The organism is Streptomyces sp. NPDC057137, assembly GCF_042670825.1.
Lineage (GTDB): Bacteria > Actinomycetota > Actinomycetes > Streptomycetales > Streptomycetaceae > Streptomyces.
Window position 1 is genome coordinate 34,845 of the sequence record NZ_JBHUUW010000025.1, and the last position, 14,665, is coordinate 49,509.

Genomic DNA, 14,665 nt, shown 5'->3' on the forward strand with positions numbered 1-14,665 from the left:
GGCCCGGCGGGGCCTGTTAGGCAGGACACGCTACCGCCACCGGGCGGCCGTCAGCCGAGCAGCACCACGTCGACGTCGCTTCCGGGCTCCACCGACGTGGCCTCCTCGGGGACCACGATCAGCGCGTCGGCGTGGGCGAGGGCGGCGACGAGATGGGAACCGGCGCCGCCGACGGGGACGGCCGAGCCCGCCTCGGCGTCGTACGTACCCCGCAGGAACTGGCGCCGGCCGGCCGGGGACGTCAGCGCCTTGTCGGCCTTCAGGGTCGCGCGGACCGTCGGGCGGTGGACATCCTGGCGGCCCATGAGCGCGCGGATCGCGGGGCGTACGAACAGCTCGAAGGAGACGTAACTGGAGACGGGATTGCCGGGGAGTGCGAGCAGCGGGGTGTGCTCGGGGCCGATCGAGCCGAAGCCCTGGGGCTTGCCCGGCTGCATCGCGAGCGTGCGGAAGTCGATGCCGCTGCCCGGCTCGTCCTCGTCTCCTACGGAGGACAGCGCCTCCTTGACCACGTCGTACGCCCCGACGCTGACCCCGCCGGTCGTCACGATCATGTCCGCGCGGATCAGCTGGTCCTCGATGGTGGACCGGAGGATCTCCGCGTCGTCGGTGACCGCGCCGACCCGGTAGGCGATGGCGCCCGCGTCCCGCGCGGCGGCGGTGAGCGCGAAGCTGTTGGAGTCGTAGATCTGGCCCTGGCCCAACGGCTCGCCCGGCTGGACCAGTTCGCTGCCGGTCGACAGGACGACCACGCGCGGGCGCGGGTGGACCCGCACCGTGGCGCGGCCGATGGCGGACAGCAGGCCGATCTGCGGCGGTCCCAGGATCGTGCCGGCCTCCAGGGCGAGGTCCCCGGCCTGGACGTCGCTGCCGCGCGCGCGGACATGGGCGCGGGGCTCGACGGGGCGGTACACCCGGACCTCGCCGTCGGCGCCCCCGGGGTCGGAGCCGGCCGGCCGCATGGAGGTGGCGGCTCCGCCGCCCGTGCCGCCGTCGGTCCACTCGACGGGGATGACGGCCTCGGCGCCCGGCGGGAGCGGTGCGCCGGTCATGATCCGGGCGGCCTGGCCGGGGCCTACACGGGGCAGGGAGTCACCGCCCGCCGCGACGTCGCCGATGACGGTCAGGACGGCCGGGAACTCCTCGTCGGCGCCGGCCACGTCGGCCGTACGGACCGCGTAGCCGTCCATGGAGCTGTTGTCGAACGGCGGCAGGGCCACCGGCACCGTGACGTCCTCGACGAGGACGCAGCCCTGGGCGTCGGGCAGTTGCAGCTCGATCGGGTCGAGCGGGCGGACCGTGGCGAGGATGTCCGCCAGGTGCTCGTCCACCGTCCAGAGCCGTCCTTGGCCCGAGACGGATGCCGGTGCCGGTGTCGCCGTACTGCTCAAGGTGCTACATCTCCTCGTTGACGTAACTGCGGAGCCAGGCCCGGAAGTCCGGTCCCAGGTCTTCACGTTCGCACGCGAGTCTGACAATGGCACGCAGATAGTCGCCGCGGTCACCCGTGTCATAGCGGCGTCCCTTGAAGACGACGCCGTGGACCGGGCCGCCGACCTTCTCGTCGGCGGACAGCTGCTGGAGCGCGTCGGTGAGCTGGATCTCACCACCGCGGCCCGGCTCGGTCTGGCGCAGTATCTCGAAGACGGCGGGGTCCAGGACGTAACGGCCGATGATGGCGTAGTTGCTCGGGGCGTCCGCCGCGTCGGGCTTCTCGACCAGATCGTGCACCTTGACCACGTCCCCGTAGGGGGTGGGCTCGACGGCGGCGCATCCGTAGAGGTGGATCTGGTCGGGCTCGACCTCCATCAGCGCGATGACGCTGCCGCCCTCGCGCTCCTGGATCTCGACCATGCGGGACAGCAGCGGGTCGCGGGGGTCGATCAGGTCGTCACCGAGGAGAACCGCGAAGGGCTGGTCGCCGACGTGCGGAGCGGCGCACAGGACGGCGTGGCCGAGGCCCTTGGGATCGCCCTGCCGGACGTAGTGCATCGTCGCCAGGTCGCTGGACTCCTGCACCTTGGCGAGGCGTTCGGTGTCTCCCTTGCGGGTGAGCGCCTCCTCCAGTTCGTAATTTCGGTCGAAGTGGTCTTCCAGGGGACGCTTGTTGCGTCCGGTGACCATGAGAACGTCGGAGAGCCCTGCCATCACGGCTTCCTCGACCACGTACTGGATCGCGGGCTTGTCCACGACAGGCAGCATCTCTTTGGGAGTGGCCTTGGTGACAGGCAGGAATCGTGTTCCGAGGCCGGCGGCGGGGATGACGGCCTTGCTGATCCTGGGGGGCGACTGAGTCATGCCGAGAACCATATCCGCCCCGCATGAGGGGAAGATGTGGCTCCGGTTAACTTTCTCTCCATACATACGCATACGAGAGATTTGCGAAGTCCAGTGAATTACGACATGTCAGGAAAGCCCGCCCTTCGGCGGGAACTCCTTGCCGCGCGGCGCCTGCTGTCTGAAGAGGACGCGCGGAACGCCTCCGCGGTTCTCGCCCGGCGGGCGCTGGAGCTGCCGGAGATCGCGGGGGCCGGGACCGTCGCCGCGTACGTCTCCGTAGGAAGCGAGCCCGGCACGCGCGCGCTGCTCGACGCGCTGCGGGAGCGGGGGGTGCGGGTCCTCCTGCCGGTGCTGCTGCCGGACGACGATCTGGACTGGGCGGCGTACGAGGGGGCGGAGCGGCTGGTGCCCGCGGGGCGGGGGCTGCTGGAGCCGGACGGTGCGCGGCTGGGCGTGGGCGCGGTGCTTGAGGCGCGGGTGGTGCTGCTTCCCGGGCTGGCCGTGGACGGGCGCGGGATGCGGCTGGGGCGGGGCGGGGGGTCGTACGACCGGGTCCTGGCCCGGCTGGAGGGCGCGGGGGCAGGGGCTGTCCTCGCGGTGCTGCTGTACGACCACGAGGTGGTCGCGCGGGTCCCGGAGGAGCCGCACGACCGTCCCGTGCACGTGGTGGTGACTCCGGGCGGGACAAGGCGCTTCAGGAGCGTGTGAACCCCCGCGGCGGGCCGGGAGGCCCACCGCGGGGCGCCTACGGCGCGAGCGTCAGGGTGTCCCCCGTGCTCTCCTCCACGGCTCTGCTGGTGAACGACCAGTCGAGCAGCTCGCCCTTGGCCCACTTCTCCGTCTGGTCGGTGTAGTTCGCGCTGTACGCGTGCCCCGAGGCACCCGTCAGGTTGATCCAGCGGGACTTGTCCCAGTCGCCGACGTTGACCACCATCCGCATCGACGGCACCCACATGACCTCGTAGCCGCCGGCCGCGTTCCAGCCCGTGGCGTTGACCGCGGCCTCGCCGCCGCCCAGGTTCCAGGGGCCGCGGTTGAGCAGGGACTTCACGATGTCGGGCCCCTCCGTACCGAGGGTCTGGTTCTCCAGGGTCAGCTGGTGCAGCCGGCCCCAGCTCCAGGTGGAGACGTCCTTGCCGAGCTTGGCGGTCAGCTCCCAGCGGGCGTCCGTCAGGGCGCGCAGCAGCAGTTCGTCACGGGTCGTGGCGGCCTTCTCCGTACGGGTCTTCGGGGCCTGCCACCAGGTGTTGTCCTCATCCTTGAGGATCTTGCGGACGATCTCGAACCAGCGGTCGCCGCCGTCGGGCTGCGCCGAGTCCGCGGAGCGCTGGCCGCACTCCCGTACCAGCTCTTCGAGGTCGTCGGCGGGGCCCGTGCTGTCGGCGGGGCGCACGTTCAGGCAATCGCCCTTGGCGCGCAACTCCTTGGGAAGCTTGTTCCCGAAGGCGAGCTTGAGGACGTTGCTCCAGACCGCGTTGAAGTACGCGGCCGCCGCCGAGTCCGGCTCCTGGGAGTAGTCCCAGCCTTCGAGGAGTTTCTGGGCCTCGCGGATGGAGGGGTCCGAGACATCGATCTTCACCAGGTACGGCATCAGCAGCTGGGCGATCTCGCTGTGGTTGTCGGTCTGCATGGTGCGCATGTCGTCGGTGGAGATCTTGCCGCCGTCCTTGATCTTCGACTTGATCAGCTCGTTGATCCGCTGACTGCGGGCGCCGTAGCCCCAGTCCTCGGTCAGCGGGTACGGGTAGTCGCCCGAGTCGATGACGGCCTGGTTGGCGGTGACGATGTAGCCGCGCTCCGGGTCCTCCTCGTAAGGAAGCTCGTCGAAGGGGATGTAACGCTCCCAGCGGTACTCCGGGTCCCAGCCGAGGGCCGGCATCGAGCCGTCGCCCTTGGCGCGGACCGGGATCCGGCCGGGCGCCTGGTAGCCGATCTTGCCCTTCGTGTCCGCGTAGATCAGATTCTGCGAGGGGACCTCGAAGTTCTCGGCCGCCTTGCGGAACTCCGGGAAGTTCTTGGCCTTGTTGAGCGCGAAGACCGCGTCCATGGACTTGCCGGGTTCGAGGGCGGTCCACTGGAGGGAGACCGCGTAACCCTCGCCGCGGTCGGGGGCCGCGTTGTTGACGGGGGCCTTGTCGCCGACTTTGCGCAGTTCGGAGTCGCGGTCGGAGACGACCGGGCGGTCGTCCTCGGTGGAGCGGACCGTGATGGTCCGGCTCTTGCCCCCGGCGACCTTGATCGTTTCCTGACGGGTCTTGAACTTCTTCTGCTTGTTCCCGTACTGGTAGGTGTCGCCGTTGACCTTCTCCAGATACAGGTCGGTCACGTCGGCGCCGAGGTTGGTCATGCCCCAGGCGATGTCCTTGTTGTGGCCGATGATGACGCCCGGCATTCCGGCGAAGGTGTAGCCGGCCACGTCGTACTGGCAGTCCTTGGTGAAACTGCGGCAGTGCAAGCCCATCTGGTACCAGACGGAGGGCAGTTGGGGGGCGAGGTGCGGGTCGTTCGCGAGCAGCGGGTTGCCGGTCGTCGTGTACTTGCCGGAGACGACCCACGAGTTGGAGCCGATGCCGCTGCCGCTGGGGCCGAGGAGGGCGGGGATCTCGTCGAGGGTGCCGGAGAGGGCGTCGAGCTGGGACTCCAGGCCCTCGACGGCGCCGCCCACGCCGGTTCCGGTGCCGGTGTCTGTTCCCGTACCGGTGCCGGTGCCGGTGCCCGTGCCCGTACCGGTCCCTGTTCCCGTACCGTCGCCTGTCGCGTCGCCCGGTTCGGCCTTGGGGTCGAACTTCTCCGCGAGCGGGTCGACCGCGCCCTCGGAGACGATCGGCTGGTTCCTGTCGTACGGATACGACGGATACAGGTCCTCGATCTGCTTCTCGTCCATCCTGCTCGTGAGCAGCGAACGGTCGATCTCGTCCTGCATGTTGGCGCGCAGGTCCCACGCCATCGCCTTGAGCCAGGCCACGGAGTCGACGGGGGTCCACTTCGCGGGCTTGTAGTCGTTGGTGAAGTTCAGCGCGGCGTACTCGACGGAGATGTCCTTGCCGTCGCGGCCCTTGAGGTAGTCGTTGACGCCGTCCGCGTACGACTGGAGGTTCTTCTTCGTCTCGTCCGAGAGCTTGGTGTCGTACTCCTCCTGGGCCACCTGCCGCCAGCCCAGCGTGCGCAGGAACTCGTCCGTCTCGACCTGCCCCTTGCCGAACATCTCGGAGAGCCGTCCCGAGGTCATGTGGCGCCGGACGTCCATCTCCCAGAAGCGGTCCTGCGCCTGGACGTAGCCCTGCGCGCGGAACAGGTCCTTGTCGGTGTTCGCGTAGATCTGCGGGACGCCGTAACTGTCGCGCTTGACCTCGACCTGGCCGTCGAGTCCCGGCAGCTTGATCGTGCCGGTGGTCTGCGGGAGCGAGGCACGCACGGTGCTCACGCCCCAGTAGGCGCCGTAACCAACGCCTGCTACCAGCGCCAGCACCAGGACGATCACGACAAAGCGGGCGCGTCGCCCCTTCTTTTTGGTGGCAGGGGGCGTTGAGTTGGCGGGCATCGCTGTCCTTCGAGGGGCAGGGTGGTCCTGGAATGCTGCAGCAACCATAGGCGCAGCGGTTCACCCGTCCCGACGCGGTGTCACTAGTACGACCCGTAGTACGACCCGGCGGGACTCCTCGGACGATCACACAGGAAATCACGTGATCGATCGCACGGGCGATCGATCGCGTCAAGAAAACGTTAAAGATTAGGTAAGGTAACGAAGTGCCTACTGCCGGAGAAACGATCCGGTGTGCGCGAGGGGAAGGATCGGCCGCTGACTGTCCACCAGCTCAATGAACTCCTGCTCATCTGCTCGCTCGTGCTGCTGATCGCAGTCGCCGCGGTACGGATCTCGTCCCGGAGCGGGCTGCCCAGCCTGCTGCTCTACCTCGGGATCGGCGTCGTCATCGGCCAGGACGGCATCTTCAACGTCAAGTTCGACAACGCCGAGCTGACCCAGGTGATCGGCTACGCCGCCCTGGTCGTGATCCTCGCCGAGGGCGGTCTCGCCGCCAAGTGGAAAGAGGCCAAACCCGCGTTGCCGGCCGCCGTCGCCCTGTCGACCGCCGGTGTCGCGGTGAGCGTGGGCGTCACCGCGACCGCCGCGCACTATCTCGTCGGTCTGGACTGGCGGCAGGCGCTGATCATCGGCGCGGTCGTCTCGTCCACGGACGCCGCCGCCGTCTTCTCCGTACTGAGGAAGATTCCGCTGCCGTCGAGGGTGACGGGCGCGCTGGAGGCGGAGTCGGGCTTCAACGACGCCCCCGTGGTGATCATGGTCGTGGCGCTGTCGACCGTCGGACCGGTGGAGCACTGGTACGTACTGGTCGGCGAGATCATCCTGGAACTGGCCATCGGCGCCGCCATCGGGATCGCGGTCGGCTGGCTGGGCGCCTTCGGGCTCCGGCATGTGGCGCTGCCGGCCTCCGGTCTGTATCCGATCGCCGTGATGGCCATCGCCGTCGTCGCGTACGCGGCCGGGGCCATGGCCCACGGCAGCGGATTCCTCGCCGTGTACCTGGCCTCCATGCTGCTGGGGAACTCCAAGCTGCCGCACGCGCCCGCGACCCGTGGTTTCGCGGAGGGGCTCGGCTGGCTGGCGCAGATCGGCATGTTCGTCCTGCTCGGGCTGCTGGTGACGCCGCACGAACTGGGCGACGACTTCTGGCCCGCGGTGATAGTGGGCCTGGTGCTGACCGCGGTGGCGCGGCCCCTGTCCGTGCTGGTCAGCCTCGCGCCGTTCCGCATCCCCTGGCAGGAGAAGGCGCTGATGTCGTGGGCGGGGCTGCGCGGCGCCGTGCCCATCGTCATGGCGACCATCCCGATGGTCTCGGGGATCGAGGGCAGCCACCGGATCTTCAACATCGTCTTCGTGCTGGTCGTCGTCTACACGCTCGTGCAGGGGCCGACGCTGCCCTGGGTCGCCAGGATGCTGCACCTCGGCGACCCCGCCGAGGCGGCCGACCTCGGGGTCGAGTCGGCGCCGCTGGAGCGGCTGCGCGGTCATCTGCTGTCCGTGGCCATCCCGGAGCGGTCCAAGATGCACGGCGTGGAGGTCGGCGAGCTGCGGCTGCCCCCGGGGTCGGCGGTCACGCTGGTCGTACGGGAGGACAAGAGCTTCGTGCCGGGGCCGTCCACCGTGCTGCGGCGGGGGGACGAGCTGCTGGTGGTGGCGACGGATCCGGTACGGGACGCGGCCGAGCGGCGGCTACGGGCCGTCGGGCAGGGCGGAAAGCTGGCCGACTGGCTGGGGACGAACGGGACGGGTGGGCCGGGTGGCACCGGCGGTGCGGGGGGCGCGGGTGGCGCGGGGGGCCTTGGCGGGCCGATCAGGAAGCCGGGCAGCGGGGTCGGCGGGATCGGCCGAGGGCCCGGCTGACGGGGAGCTTGACGGGGGCCGCCGAGGAATCGAAGGCTGCGCCGTCCGGAGGCGTCAATCACAGGTACGGGCCGGGATCTTCCTGGTATTTCCCGGGTAGGATAAGGCCCGTGCCTGTCGCGTCGAGAAGACGTGACGCACCGACTTGATCGACCAACTCTGCCTGACGCAGAGCTGGCGCGACCGTATGGCGGCCGTGGTGTCCCCTTCAGTGGACCCGGGTATCTACCGCAGTTCCGCGCAAGAGGACAGCTCTCGGCAGCTCCCGCACGTCCGGGGGCGCCACCAGGCGGCAGAAAGGCAAGGACCGTGTCCGACACGGTCGACACCACCGCCGGCGCCTCCGAGGGAACGAGCCCGGCCCGCCGTCCGGGTTACGGGCAGTTGCTGCGTACACCCGGCGCCTGGACGTTCCTGCTGCCCGGTTTCGCCGCGCGGCAGCCCTTCGCGATGCTGACGATCGGCATCGTGCTGCTCGTCGAGCACACCTCCGGTTCGTACGGCAGCGCGGGCATCGTCGCCGCCGTCACCGGTGTCTCCATGGCGCTCTTCGCGCCGCAGAACGGCAAGCTGGCCGACCGGTTCGGGCAGCGCGCGGTGCTGGTGCCCGGGGTGCTGGTGCACGCGGCGTCCGTCACCGCCCTGACCGTGCTCGCGCTGGCGGGCGCGCCCCTGTGGGCGCTGTTCATCGCCGCCGTACCGACCGGCGCCTCGATCCCGCAGGTGGGGCCCATGGTGCGGGCCCGCTGGGCGGCTGTCCTCGGCGCCTCCGACGAGCGCGCGCGGCTGCTGCCGACGGCCGCCGCCTTCGAATCCGTCACGGATGAGTTCACCTTCGTCATCGGCCCCGTCCTCGCGACCGCGCTGTGCACCGGCGTACACCCGGCGGCCGGGCTGGTCGCCGAGGCGGCGCTGACTCTGGCGGGCGGTCTGCTGTTCGCCGCGCAGCGGGGTACGCAGCCGAAGCCGGCACGGCAGCGGGGTGCGGCCGGTTCGAAGATCGCCACTGGTGCGGCCGGGTCGGGCGGCGCGCGTGTCTCGGCGCTGTCCGTGCCCGGCGTACGCGTGCTGGCCGTGGTCTTCCTCGGTATCGGCTCGGTCTTCGGCGGCATGCAGGTCTCGCTCACGGCCTTCGCCGAGGAGATCGGCAACCCCGGCGCGAACGGCCTTCTGTACGGAGTCTTCGCCGCCGGCAACATGCTCGCCGGTATCGCGTGCGGTGCCATCGCCTGGAAGATCGGCCCCCGCCGCCGGCTGATCACCGGCTACGTGGGCCTGACGCTGGCCGCCTCCGGGCTGTGGGCCGTGCACTCGGTGCCACTGCTCGCCGGACTCGGCCTGCTGGTCGGGCTGTTCATCGCCCCCGCGCTGATCAGTGGCTACACCCTGATCGAGGCGCTGGTCCCCGCCGGGGCCCGTACGGAGGCCTTCACCTGGCTCACGGGCGCGGTCGCGCTGGGCCAGGCCGGGGCGGTGTCGGTGGCCGGTCAGCTGGCGGACGCGCACGGCGCGAGCGCCGGATTCGTGGTGCCTCTGGTGGGCACCGCGCTGGCTCTGGCCACGCTCGTCGTCCTGCGCTCGCGGCTCACGCCGAAGGCGTCCGGCCTCGTCGCCGCGCGTGGAATGGGTCACCGCGTGCCGGTGGCAGTGGACTGATCCAGCGGAATACGTCACTATGGAGCGTCGTTAGCACTCATTGAGTGAGAGTGCCAGGAGGAACAAGTGCCGACCTATCAGTACCAGTGCACCGACTGTGGCGAGGGCCTCGAGGCGGTGCAGAAATTCACCGACGATTCCCTCACCGTGTGCCCCGCGTGCGAAGGACGCCTGAAGAAGGTGTTCTCGGCGGTCGGCATCGTTTTCAAGGGCTCCGGCTTCTACCGGAACGACAGCCGCGGCTCGTCGACGAGCAGCACGCCGGCCAAGGCGGGCGCTTCGAACGGCTCGGGTGACTCGGGCGGTTCGGGCGACAAGTCGTCCTCCGCGTCGGGCTCGTCGTCGTCGGACTCCAAGTCGACGTCTTCGTCGTCTTCGTCGTCGTCGTCGAACGGATCCTCGTCGTCCTCGTCGGGTTCGGGTTCCTCCGGCTCCGGCTCGAAGTCGAGCGCTTCGAGCGGCAGCTCCGGCTCCAGCGGTTCCTCCGCCGCCTGATCACCTGATTCCTCCTCTCCGGGACCCCGCCGTTCGGTACGGCGGGGTCCTCGGCGTTCCCGCACGGCCGCGCACGCGCGAGCCCTCGGGCCCCGGTTAGGGTGATCGTCATGGCGACCAAGGCGAACGCAGAGGGCTCGGAGACCGCGGAGATCGGCGTCATCGGCGGCTCGGGTCTGTACTCATTCCTCGACGACGTGACCGAGGTCACCGTCGACACCCCCTACGGACCGCCCAGCGACTCGCTGTTCCTCGGCGACGTCGAAGGCAGGCGCGTCGCGTTCCTGCCGCGCCACGGGCGCGCGCACGACATCGCACCGCACCGCATCAACTACCGCGCCAATCTGTGGGCGCTGCGGTCCGTCGGCGTGCGGCAGGTGCTCGGCCCGTGCGCGGTGGGCGGGCTGCGGCAGGAGTTCGGTCCGGGGACGCTGCTCGTACCGGACCAGCTGGTGGACCGTACGAAGACGCGCACGCAGACGTACTACGACGGTGTGCCGCTGCCCGGCGGCGGGGCTTCGAAGGTCGTCCACATCTCGCTCGCCGATCCCTACTGCCCCGAGGGGCGCAGGACGGCGCTCGCCGCGGCGCGCGGGCGCGAGTGGGAGCCGGTGGACGGCGGGACGCTGGTAGTCGTCGAGGGACCGCGCTTCTCGACCCGCGCCGAATCACGGTGGCACGCGTCGATGGGCTGGTCGGTGGTCGGTATGACGGGTCACCCCGAGGCCGTGCTCGCCCGTGAACTGGGGCTCTGCTACACGTCGTTGACGCTCGTGACCGACCTGGACGCCGGGGCCGAGACGGGTGAGGGTGTCTCGCACGAGGAGGTGCTGAAGGTCTTCGCCTCCAACGTGGACCGGCTGCGCACGGTGCTGTTCGACACGGTGGGCGGGCTGCAGGACGGCGAGACGCGGGACTGTCTGTGCTCGCACGCGCTGGATGGCATCGATACGGGGCTTGAGCTGCCGTAAACGCCTGGAGTGGGCCTCGTTCGGGTGAGCGAGATATTCACATCGGGGGAGTTATCCACAGGCTTCGGCGGGATTTCGGCCGGTCGTGGATCGTGAGGAGCGGCCAGCAGAAACTCCTCACGGCAGGTGGTGGTTGCCATGTCCCGTTCCTCTTCGCGTTCCCTTCCCCGTTCTCTCGTCACCCGCTCTCCCGTCGCCCGTTCTCTCGTCACCCGTCCCTCGGATCCTCCGTTCCTTCCGCCCGTGCCGGTGCCCGCGCCGGTGGTCGCGGCGCCCGCCCCGTGCGGGGTGCCGGCGTTCGATCCGCTGCGGGTGCGCGGCGGCGGGCACCGGCTGCGCAGGGCCCTGCTCCGGCGGCGGCGCGCGGTGGCGGCCGGACTGGCCGTGACGGCGGCCGCGTTGGCGGCGTCGGGCGCGGGCGGTCCCGGTGTCGCGGCCGGGGCCGGGGCCGAGGACCGCGCCGAGGCGGCGGCACGCGCGGCGGCGGGTGGCGCGTCCCGTGCGGGCGCGGGCGCTCGACCGGGCGCGCAGAAGGTGGAGTTGGTGACGGCGCCGGTGCGGATCGCGGATGTGGCGACGGTCCGGCTGCTGCGTCCGGGCGACCGGGTCGATGTGATCGCCGCCGCCCACTCCCCCGGCGGCGGGGAGTCGGACGCCCGGGTGCTCGCCACGGAGGTGCTGGTGAAATCCGTCCCGCGGGCGCTGGAGAGCGCCGCCGACGGTGGGGCGCTGGTCCTGCTGACTGTCGCGCGGGACGTGGCCGCCGAGTTGGCGGGGGCGAGCACGAACTCCCGGCTGGCGGTGACGCTGTGCTGAGCCGCCCTGTGCCGGTCCGGGCTTTTAGCCGTCGTACTGATGAGCAGACTGGTCACACGAAAGCATGGGCGGATTGGACAGCCGGGGCGCGAGTTGCCCATGGTGTCAAGGCGATTGGCGGTCCCGATCGCTACCCCCATGGCACACACGACGAAGGGCTCACTCGTGAGCGACAAGAAGGACAGCTTGCTGGAGGGCTTCAAAGCCTTCCTGACGCGTGGCAACGTGATCGACCTCGCGGTCGCGGTGGTCATCGGCGCCGCGTTCACCAACGTGGTGAACTCCCTGGTGAAGGGCGTTATCAATCCGGTCGTCGGCGCGTTCGGCACCAAGGACCTGGACCGCTACACCTCATGCCTCCAGGAACCGTGCGAGACGAACGCCGCGGGCGACGTCGTGTCGGGCATCCCGATCATGTGGGGGACGGTGCTCAGCTCGACGCTCAGCTTCCTGATCACCGCCGCCGTCGTGTACTTCCTGATGGTCCTGCCGATGGCGAAGTATCTGGCCAGGCGTGCCAGGCTGCTGGCCGCCAAGGAGCAGGTGGAGGAGGTCATGGAGGTGAGCGAGCTGGAGGTGCTGAAGGAGATCAGGGACGCCCTGGTGGCTCAGCGGCGTGGGCCGGAGCGGAGCGGCACCCCGTAGGGCCTGTCCGGCGGATCATCGCGGGACAGACCCCGGCCGGTGCGGTCGGGCTCCGGGCGCTCAGATGTGGTGGGGCGGCTTCTCGTCGAGGAAGCGGGCCAGGTCGGCGGCGCTGTTGCCGCTCGCGGCCGGCCGTTCTCCCCAGCCGGAGTCCGTGTCGTCGGAGGACTGCCGGTCCAGCGGGTCGTCGAAAACGAGCGGCGGCTTGGGCGGGCCCGGCTTCGGGGGCGCCGGCTTGGGCGGGGCCGGTCGCGGCGGGTCCGTGACGGTGTCACGCGGTCCGGGGGTGCGGGCGGTACTCATGTGTCCAGAGTACGGGGGTGGGCGTGGCGGACGGGGTGATCCGCCGTGGCGGGGTCCGACCTCGTGGTACGCATGGGGCCCATGGCAACCAATGACGCAGTGACGGATGTGGCGGGGATCCGGGTCGGCCACGCGCGGGTGGGCGGGGACCGGGCGCTCACCGGTACGACGGTCGTCCTCGCGCCGGAGGGCGGCGCGGTCGCCGCCGTGGACGTACGGGGCGGGGGTCCCGGCACCCGCGAGACGGACGCGCTGGATCCCCGCAATCTGGTGCAACGCGTCGAGGCGGTCGTGCTGACCGGCGGCAGCGCGTACGGGCTCGACTCCGCCGCCGGCGTGATGGCGTGGCTGGAGGAGCGGGGGCGGGGTGTCCGGGTCGGGCCCGATCCGTCCCAGGTGGTGCCGGTCGTCCCGGCCGCCTGCGTCTTCGACCTCGGGCGCGGCGGCGACTGGCGGGCCCGCCCGGACGCCTCCACGGGCCGCGCGGCGGTGGAGGCGGCGGACCGTACCGAATCGGGGGCGCCGGTCGCCGAGGGGGCGGTGGGCGCCGGGACCGGGGCCGTGGTGGGGCAGCTGAAGGGCGGCGTCGGTACGGCGAGCGTGCTGCTGGCGTCCGGAATCACCGTCGCGGCGCTGGTTGTCGCGAACGCGGCGGGCTCCGCGGTCGATCCGCTGACGGGCGTGCTGTACGGGCGGTACTTCCAGGGCCGTCCCGCCTATCCGGCGGCCGGTGTGCACGAGGCGGCCCTCGCGCGTCTCGCCGAGACGCGCGAGCGCGACGGACGGCCTCCGCTGAACACCACGCTGGCCGTCGTGGCGACCGACGCCGACCTTTCCAAGGCACAGGCGCAGAAGCTCGCGGGGACGGCGCACGACGGCATCGCGCGCGCCGTCCGTCCTGTACATCTGCTCAACGACGGCGACACGGTGTTCACGCTCGCCACCGGGGAACGCACGCTCGACACCGCGGATCCGCTGGCGCTCAACGAGCTGCTCGCGGCCGGGGCCGACGCCGTGACCAGGGCGATCGTGCGGGCGATGGTGGTGGCCGAGGGTGTCGACGGGCCGGGCGGTACGTTCCCCGCGTACCGCGATCTGTACGGCACGGACTGACCGGCGGCGCAAGGGAGTTGAGGGGGGCTTGAGGGAACTTCTCGCGCGCCCCCAATCGTTTTACCAAACTTGGGACGCAATGTCAGTCCCAGGGGCTACGTTATGCAATCACCAAGTGACATGTGGCGACGGCCTGGAGACCCACCTTGAACGATCCGTATGAGACAAGCGAGACGCATCTAGAGCGTCTCCTGGGTCGGGCACTCAACTCCTTCGATCTGCCCGACGCCGTGATCGAGCGGCTCGACTCCGCTCTGGCACACGCCAGTTCATTGCGATCCTCGCACCACAGTGCGGGACTGCATCGCGAGACCTACCGGCATACATACCTGCTTGCCGACAGCACCGCCCTCACCCTCTGGGAGCTGGTCCACAACACCGGGCGCGACGGCGCCGAACAGCACGAGCTCTACACCGACGAGTACGAGGTACGGCTGGCCGCCTCCCGGCTGCGCCGCCCCTCCCCTCACACCATCGACCCCAAAACCCTCGATCCCGCCACCGATTCCGATGCGCTCTTCGGGTCCCGTTTCGAGTCGGGGCTCGGTGTCAGTCTCGATCCGAGCTTCGAGTCCGACCTCGCGGCCGATCTCGACCTGCTCAGCGACCTGCTGACGGCGCCCCAGACACCGCTGCCCCGGGTGTACCTCCCGGACAACTCCGCCGACCACGCGCGCCGCGTGCTGCGCCGCGCGGAGAACGTGGACCGGCCGGGCGAGGAGGTCGCGGGACCGCTGCGGGCCGCCTTCGCCCACCAGATCACCCAGGTCTTCGGCAGACACGGCCATGTCGAGGGCAAGGACGCGGGGTTCACGCTGTACGAACACGCGTTCCTGCTGCTGGACGGCACGGAGACGAGCCTGTGGGAGGTCGAGCACACGGCGACGCCCGACGGCCGTCATATGTGTGAGGTGTACGCCGCGCAGAGCGCCGCGCGCGAAGCGATGGAGCTCCGCGCGCGGGTCAGATGACCGGGTGAGGC

General features: G+C 70.5%; 13 protein-coding genes. 9 read left to right on the top strand and 4 right to left on the bottom strand.

Going from position 1 to position 14,665, the window contains the following annotated elements:
• Positions 1–50 precede the first annotated feature (50 nt).
• Both glp and galU read right to left on the bottom strand, forming a co-directional pair.
• Complete coding sequence (glp, locus tag ACFT9I_RS20805; protein WP_382566210.1) at positions 51–1,391, bottom strand: gephyrin-like molybdotransferase Glp; 1,341 nt, start codon at positions 1,389–1,391, stop codon at positions 51–53.
• 4 nt (positions 1,392–1,395) lie between these two features.
• Complete coding sequence (gene galU / locus ACFT9I_RS20810) at positions 1,396–2,298, bottom strand: UTP--glucose-1-phosphate uridylyltransferase GalU (protein ID WP_382566211.1); 903 nt, start codon at positions 2,296–2,298, stop codon at positions 1,396–1,398.
• A 105-nt stretch (positions 2,299–2,403) separates the two neighbouring features.
• On the opposite strand from galU, the gene ACFT9I_RS20815 reads away from it, so the two are divergent.
• A complete protein-coding gene (locus tag ACFT9I_RS20815; RefSeq protein ID WP_382566212.1) occupies positions 2,404–2,988 on the top strand; it encodes a 5-formyltetrahydrofolate cyclo-ligase in 585 nt (194 codons plus the stop codon).
• 37 nt (positions 2,989–3,025) lie between these two features.
• Here ACFT9I_RS20815 and ACFT9I_RS20820 read toward each other — a convergent pair whose 3' ends face one another.
• Entirely contained in the window at positions 3,026–5,821 is a 2,796-nt protein-coding gene (locus ACFT9I_RS20820) for a penicillin acylase family protein (protein ID WP_382566213.1), read from the bottom strand.
• Positions 5,822–6,079: 258 nt separating this feature from the next.
• On the opposite strand from ACFT9I_RS20820, the gene ACFT9I_RS20825 reads away from it, so the two are divergent.
• From ACFT9I_RS20825 to ACFT9I_RS20850, 6 genes are all read left to right on the top strand, one after another.
• Positions 6,080–7,684: a potassium/proton antiporter gene (locus tag ACFT9I_RS20825; RefSeq protein WP_382566315.1), complete on the top strand. Its 1,605-nt coding sequence runs from the start codon at positions 6,080–6,082 to the stop codon at positions 7,682–7,684.
• Between the two features lie 309 nt (positions 7,685–7,993).
• Complete coding sequence (locus ACFT9I_RS20830; protein ID WP_382566215.1) at positions 7,994–9,340, top strand: MFS transporter; 1,347 nt, start codon at positions 7,994–7,996, stop codon at positions 9,338–9,340.
• A 66-nt stretch (positions 9,341–9,406) separates the two neighbouring features.
• On the top strand, positions 9,407–9,835 hold the full coding sequence (locus ACFT9I_RS20835; protein WP_382566217.1) for an FmdB family zinc ribbon protein: 429 nt from the start codon (positions 9,407–9,409) through the stop codon (positions 9,833–9,835).
• Positions 9,836–9,945: 110 nt separating this feature from the next.
• Positions 9,946–10,806: an S-methyl-5'-thioadenosine phosphorylase gene (locus tag ACFT9I_RS20840; RefSeq protein WP_382566219.1), complete on the top strand. Its 861-nt coding sequence runs from the start codon at positions 9,946–9,948 to the stop codon at positions 10,804–10,806.
• Between the two features lie 243 nt (positions 10,807–11,049).
• Complete coding sequence (locus tag ACFT9I_RS20845) at positions 11,050–11,622, top strand: hypothetical protein (RefSeq protein WP_382566220.1); 573 nt, start codon at positions 11,050–11,052, stop codon at positions 11,620–11,622.
• 138 nt (positions 11,623–11,760) lie between these two features.
• Positions 11,761–12,267 carry an MscL family protein gene (locus ACFT9I_RS20850; protein WP_382566222.1) on the top strand — a complete coding sequence of 169 codons (507 nt, stop codon included), beginning with the start codon at positions 11,761–11,763 and terminating at the stop codon, positions 12,265–12,267.
• A gap of 60 nt (positions 12,268–12,327) precedes the next feature.
• Here the strand turns inward: ACFT9I_RS20850 and ACFT9I_RS20855 are convergent, their stop codons facing one another.
• Complete coding sequence (locus ACFT9I_RS20855; RefSeq protein WP_382566224.1) at positions 12,328–12,570, bottom strand: hypothetical protein; 243 nt, start codon at positions 12,568–12,570, stop codon at positions 12,328–12,330.
• 81 nt (positions 12,571–12,651) lie between these two features.
• Here ACFT9I_RS20855 and ACFT9I_RS20860 point away from each other — a divergent pair, with 81 nt between their 5' ends.
• Together ACFT9I_RS20860 and ACFT9I_RS20865 are read left to right on the top strand one after the other, a co-directional pair.
• On the top strand, positions 12,652–13,683 hold the full coding sequence (locus ACFT9I_RS20860) for a P1 family peptidase (protein ID WP_382566226.1): 1,032 nt from the start codon (positions 12,652–12,654) through the stop codon (positions 13,681–13,683).
• Between the two features lie 146 nt (positions 13,684–13,829).
• Positions 13,830–14,654, top strand: coding sequence for a DUF6227 family protein (locus ACFT9I_RS20865; protein WP_382566228.1), 825 nt, complete (start codon positions 13,830–13,832; stop codon positions 14,652–14,654).
• Positions 14,655–14,665 lie beyond the last annotated feature (11 nt).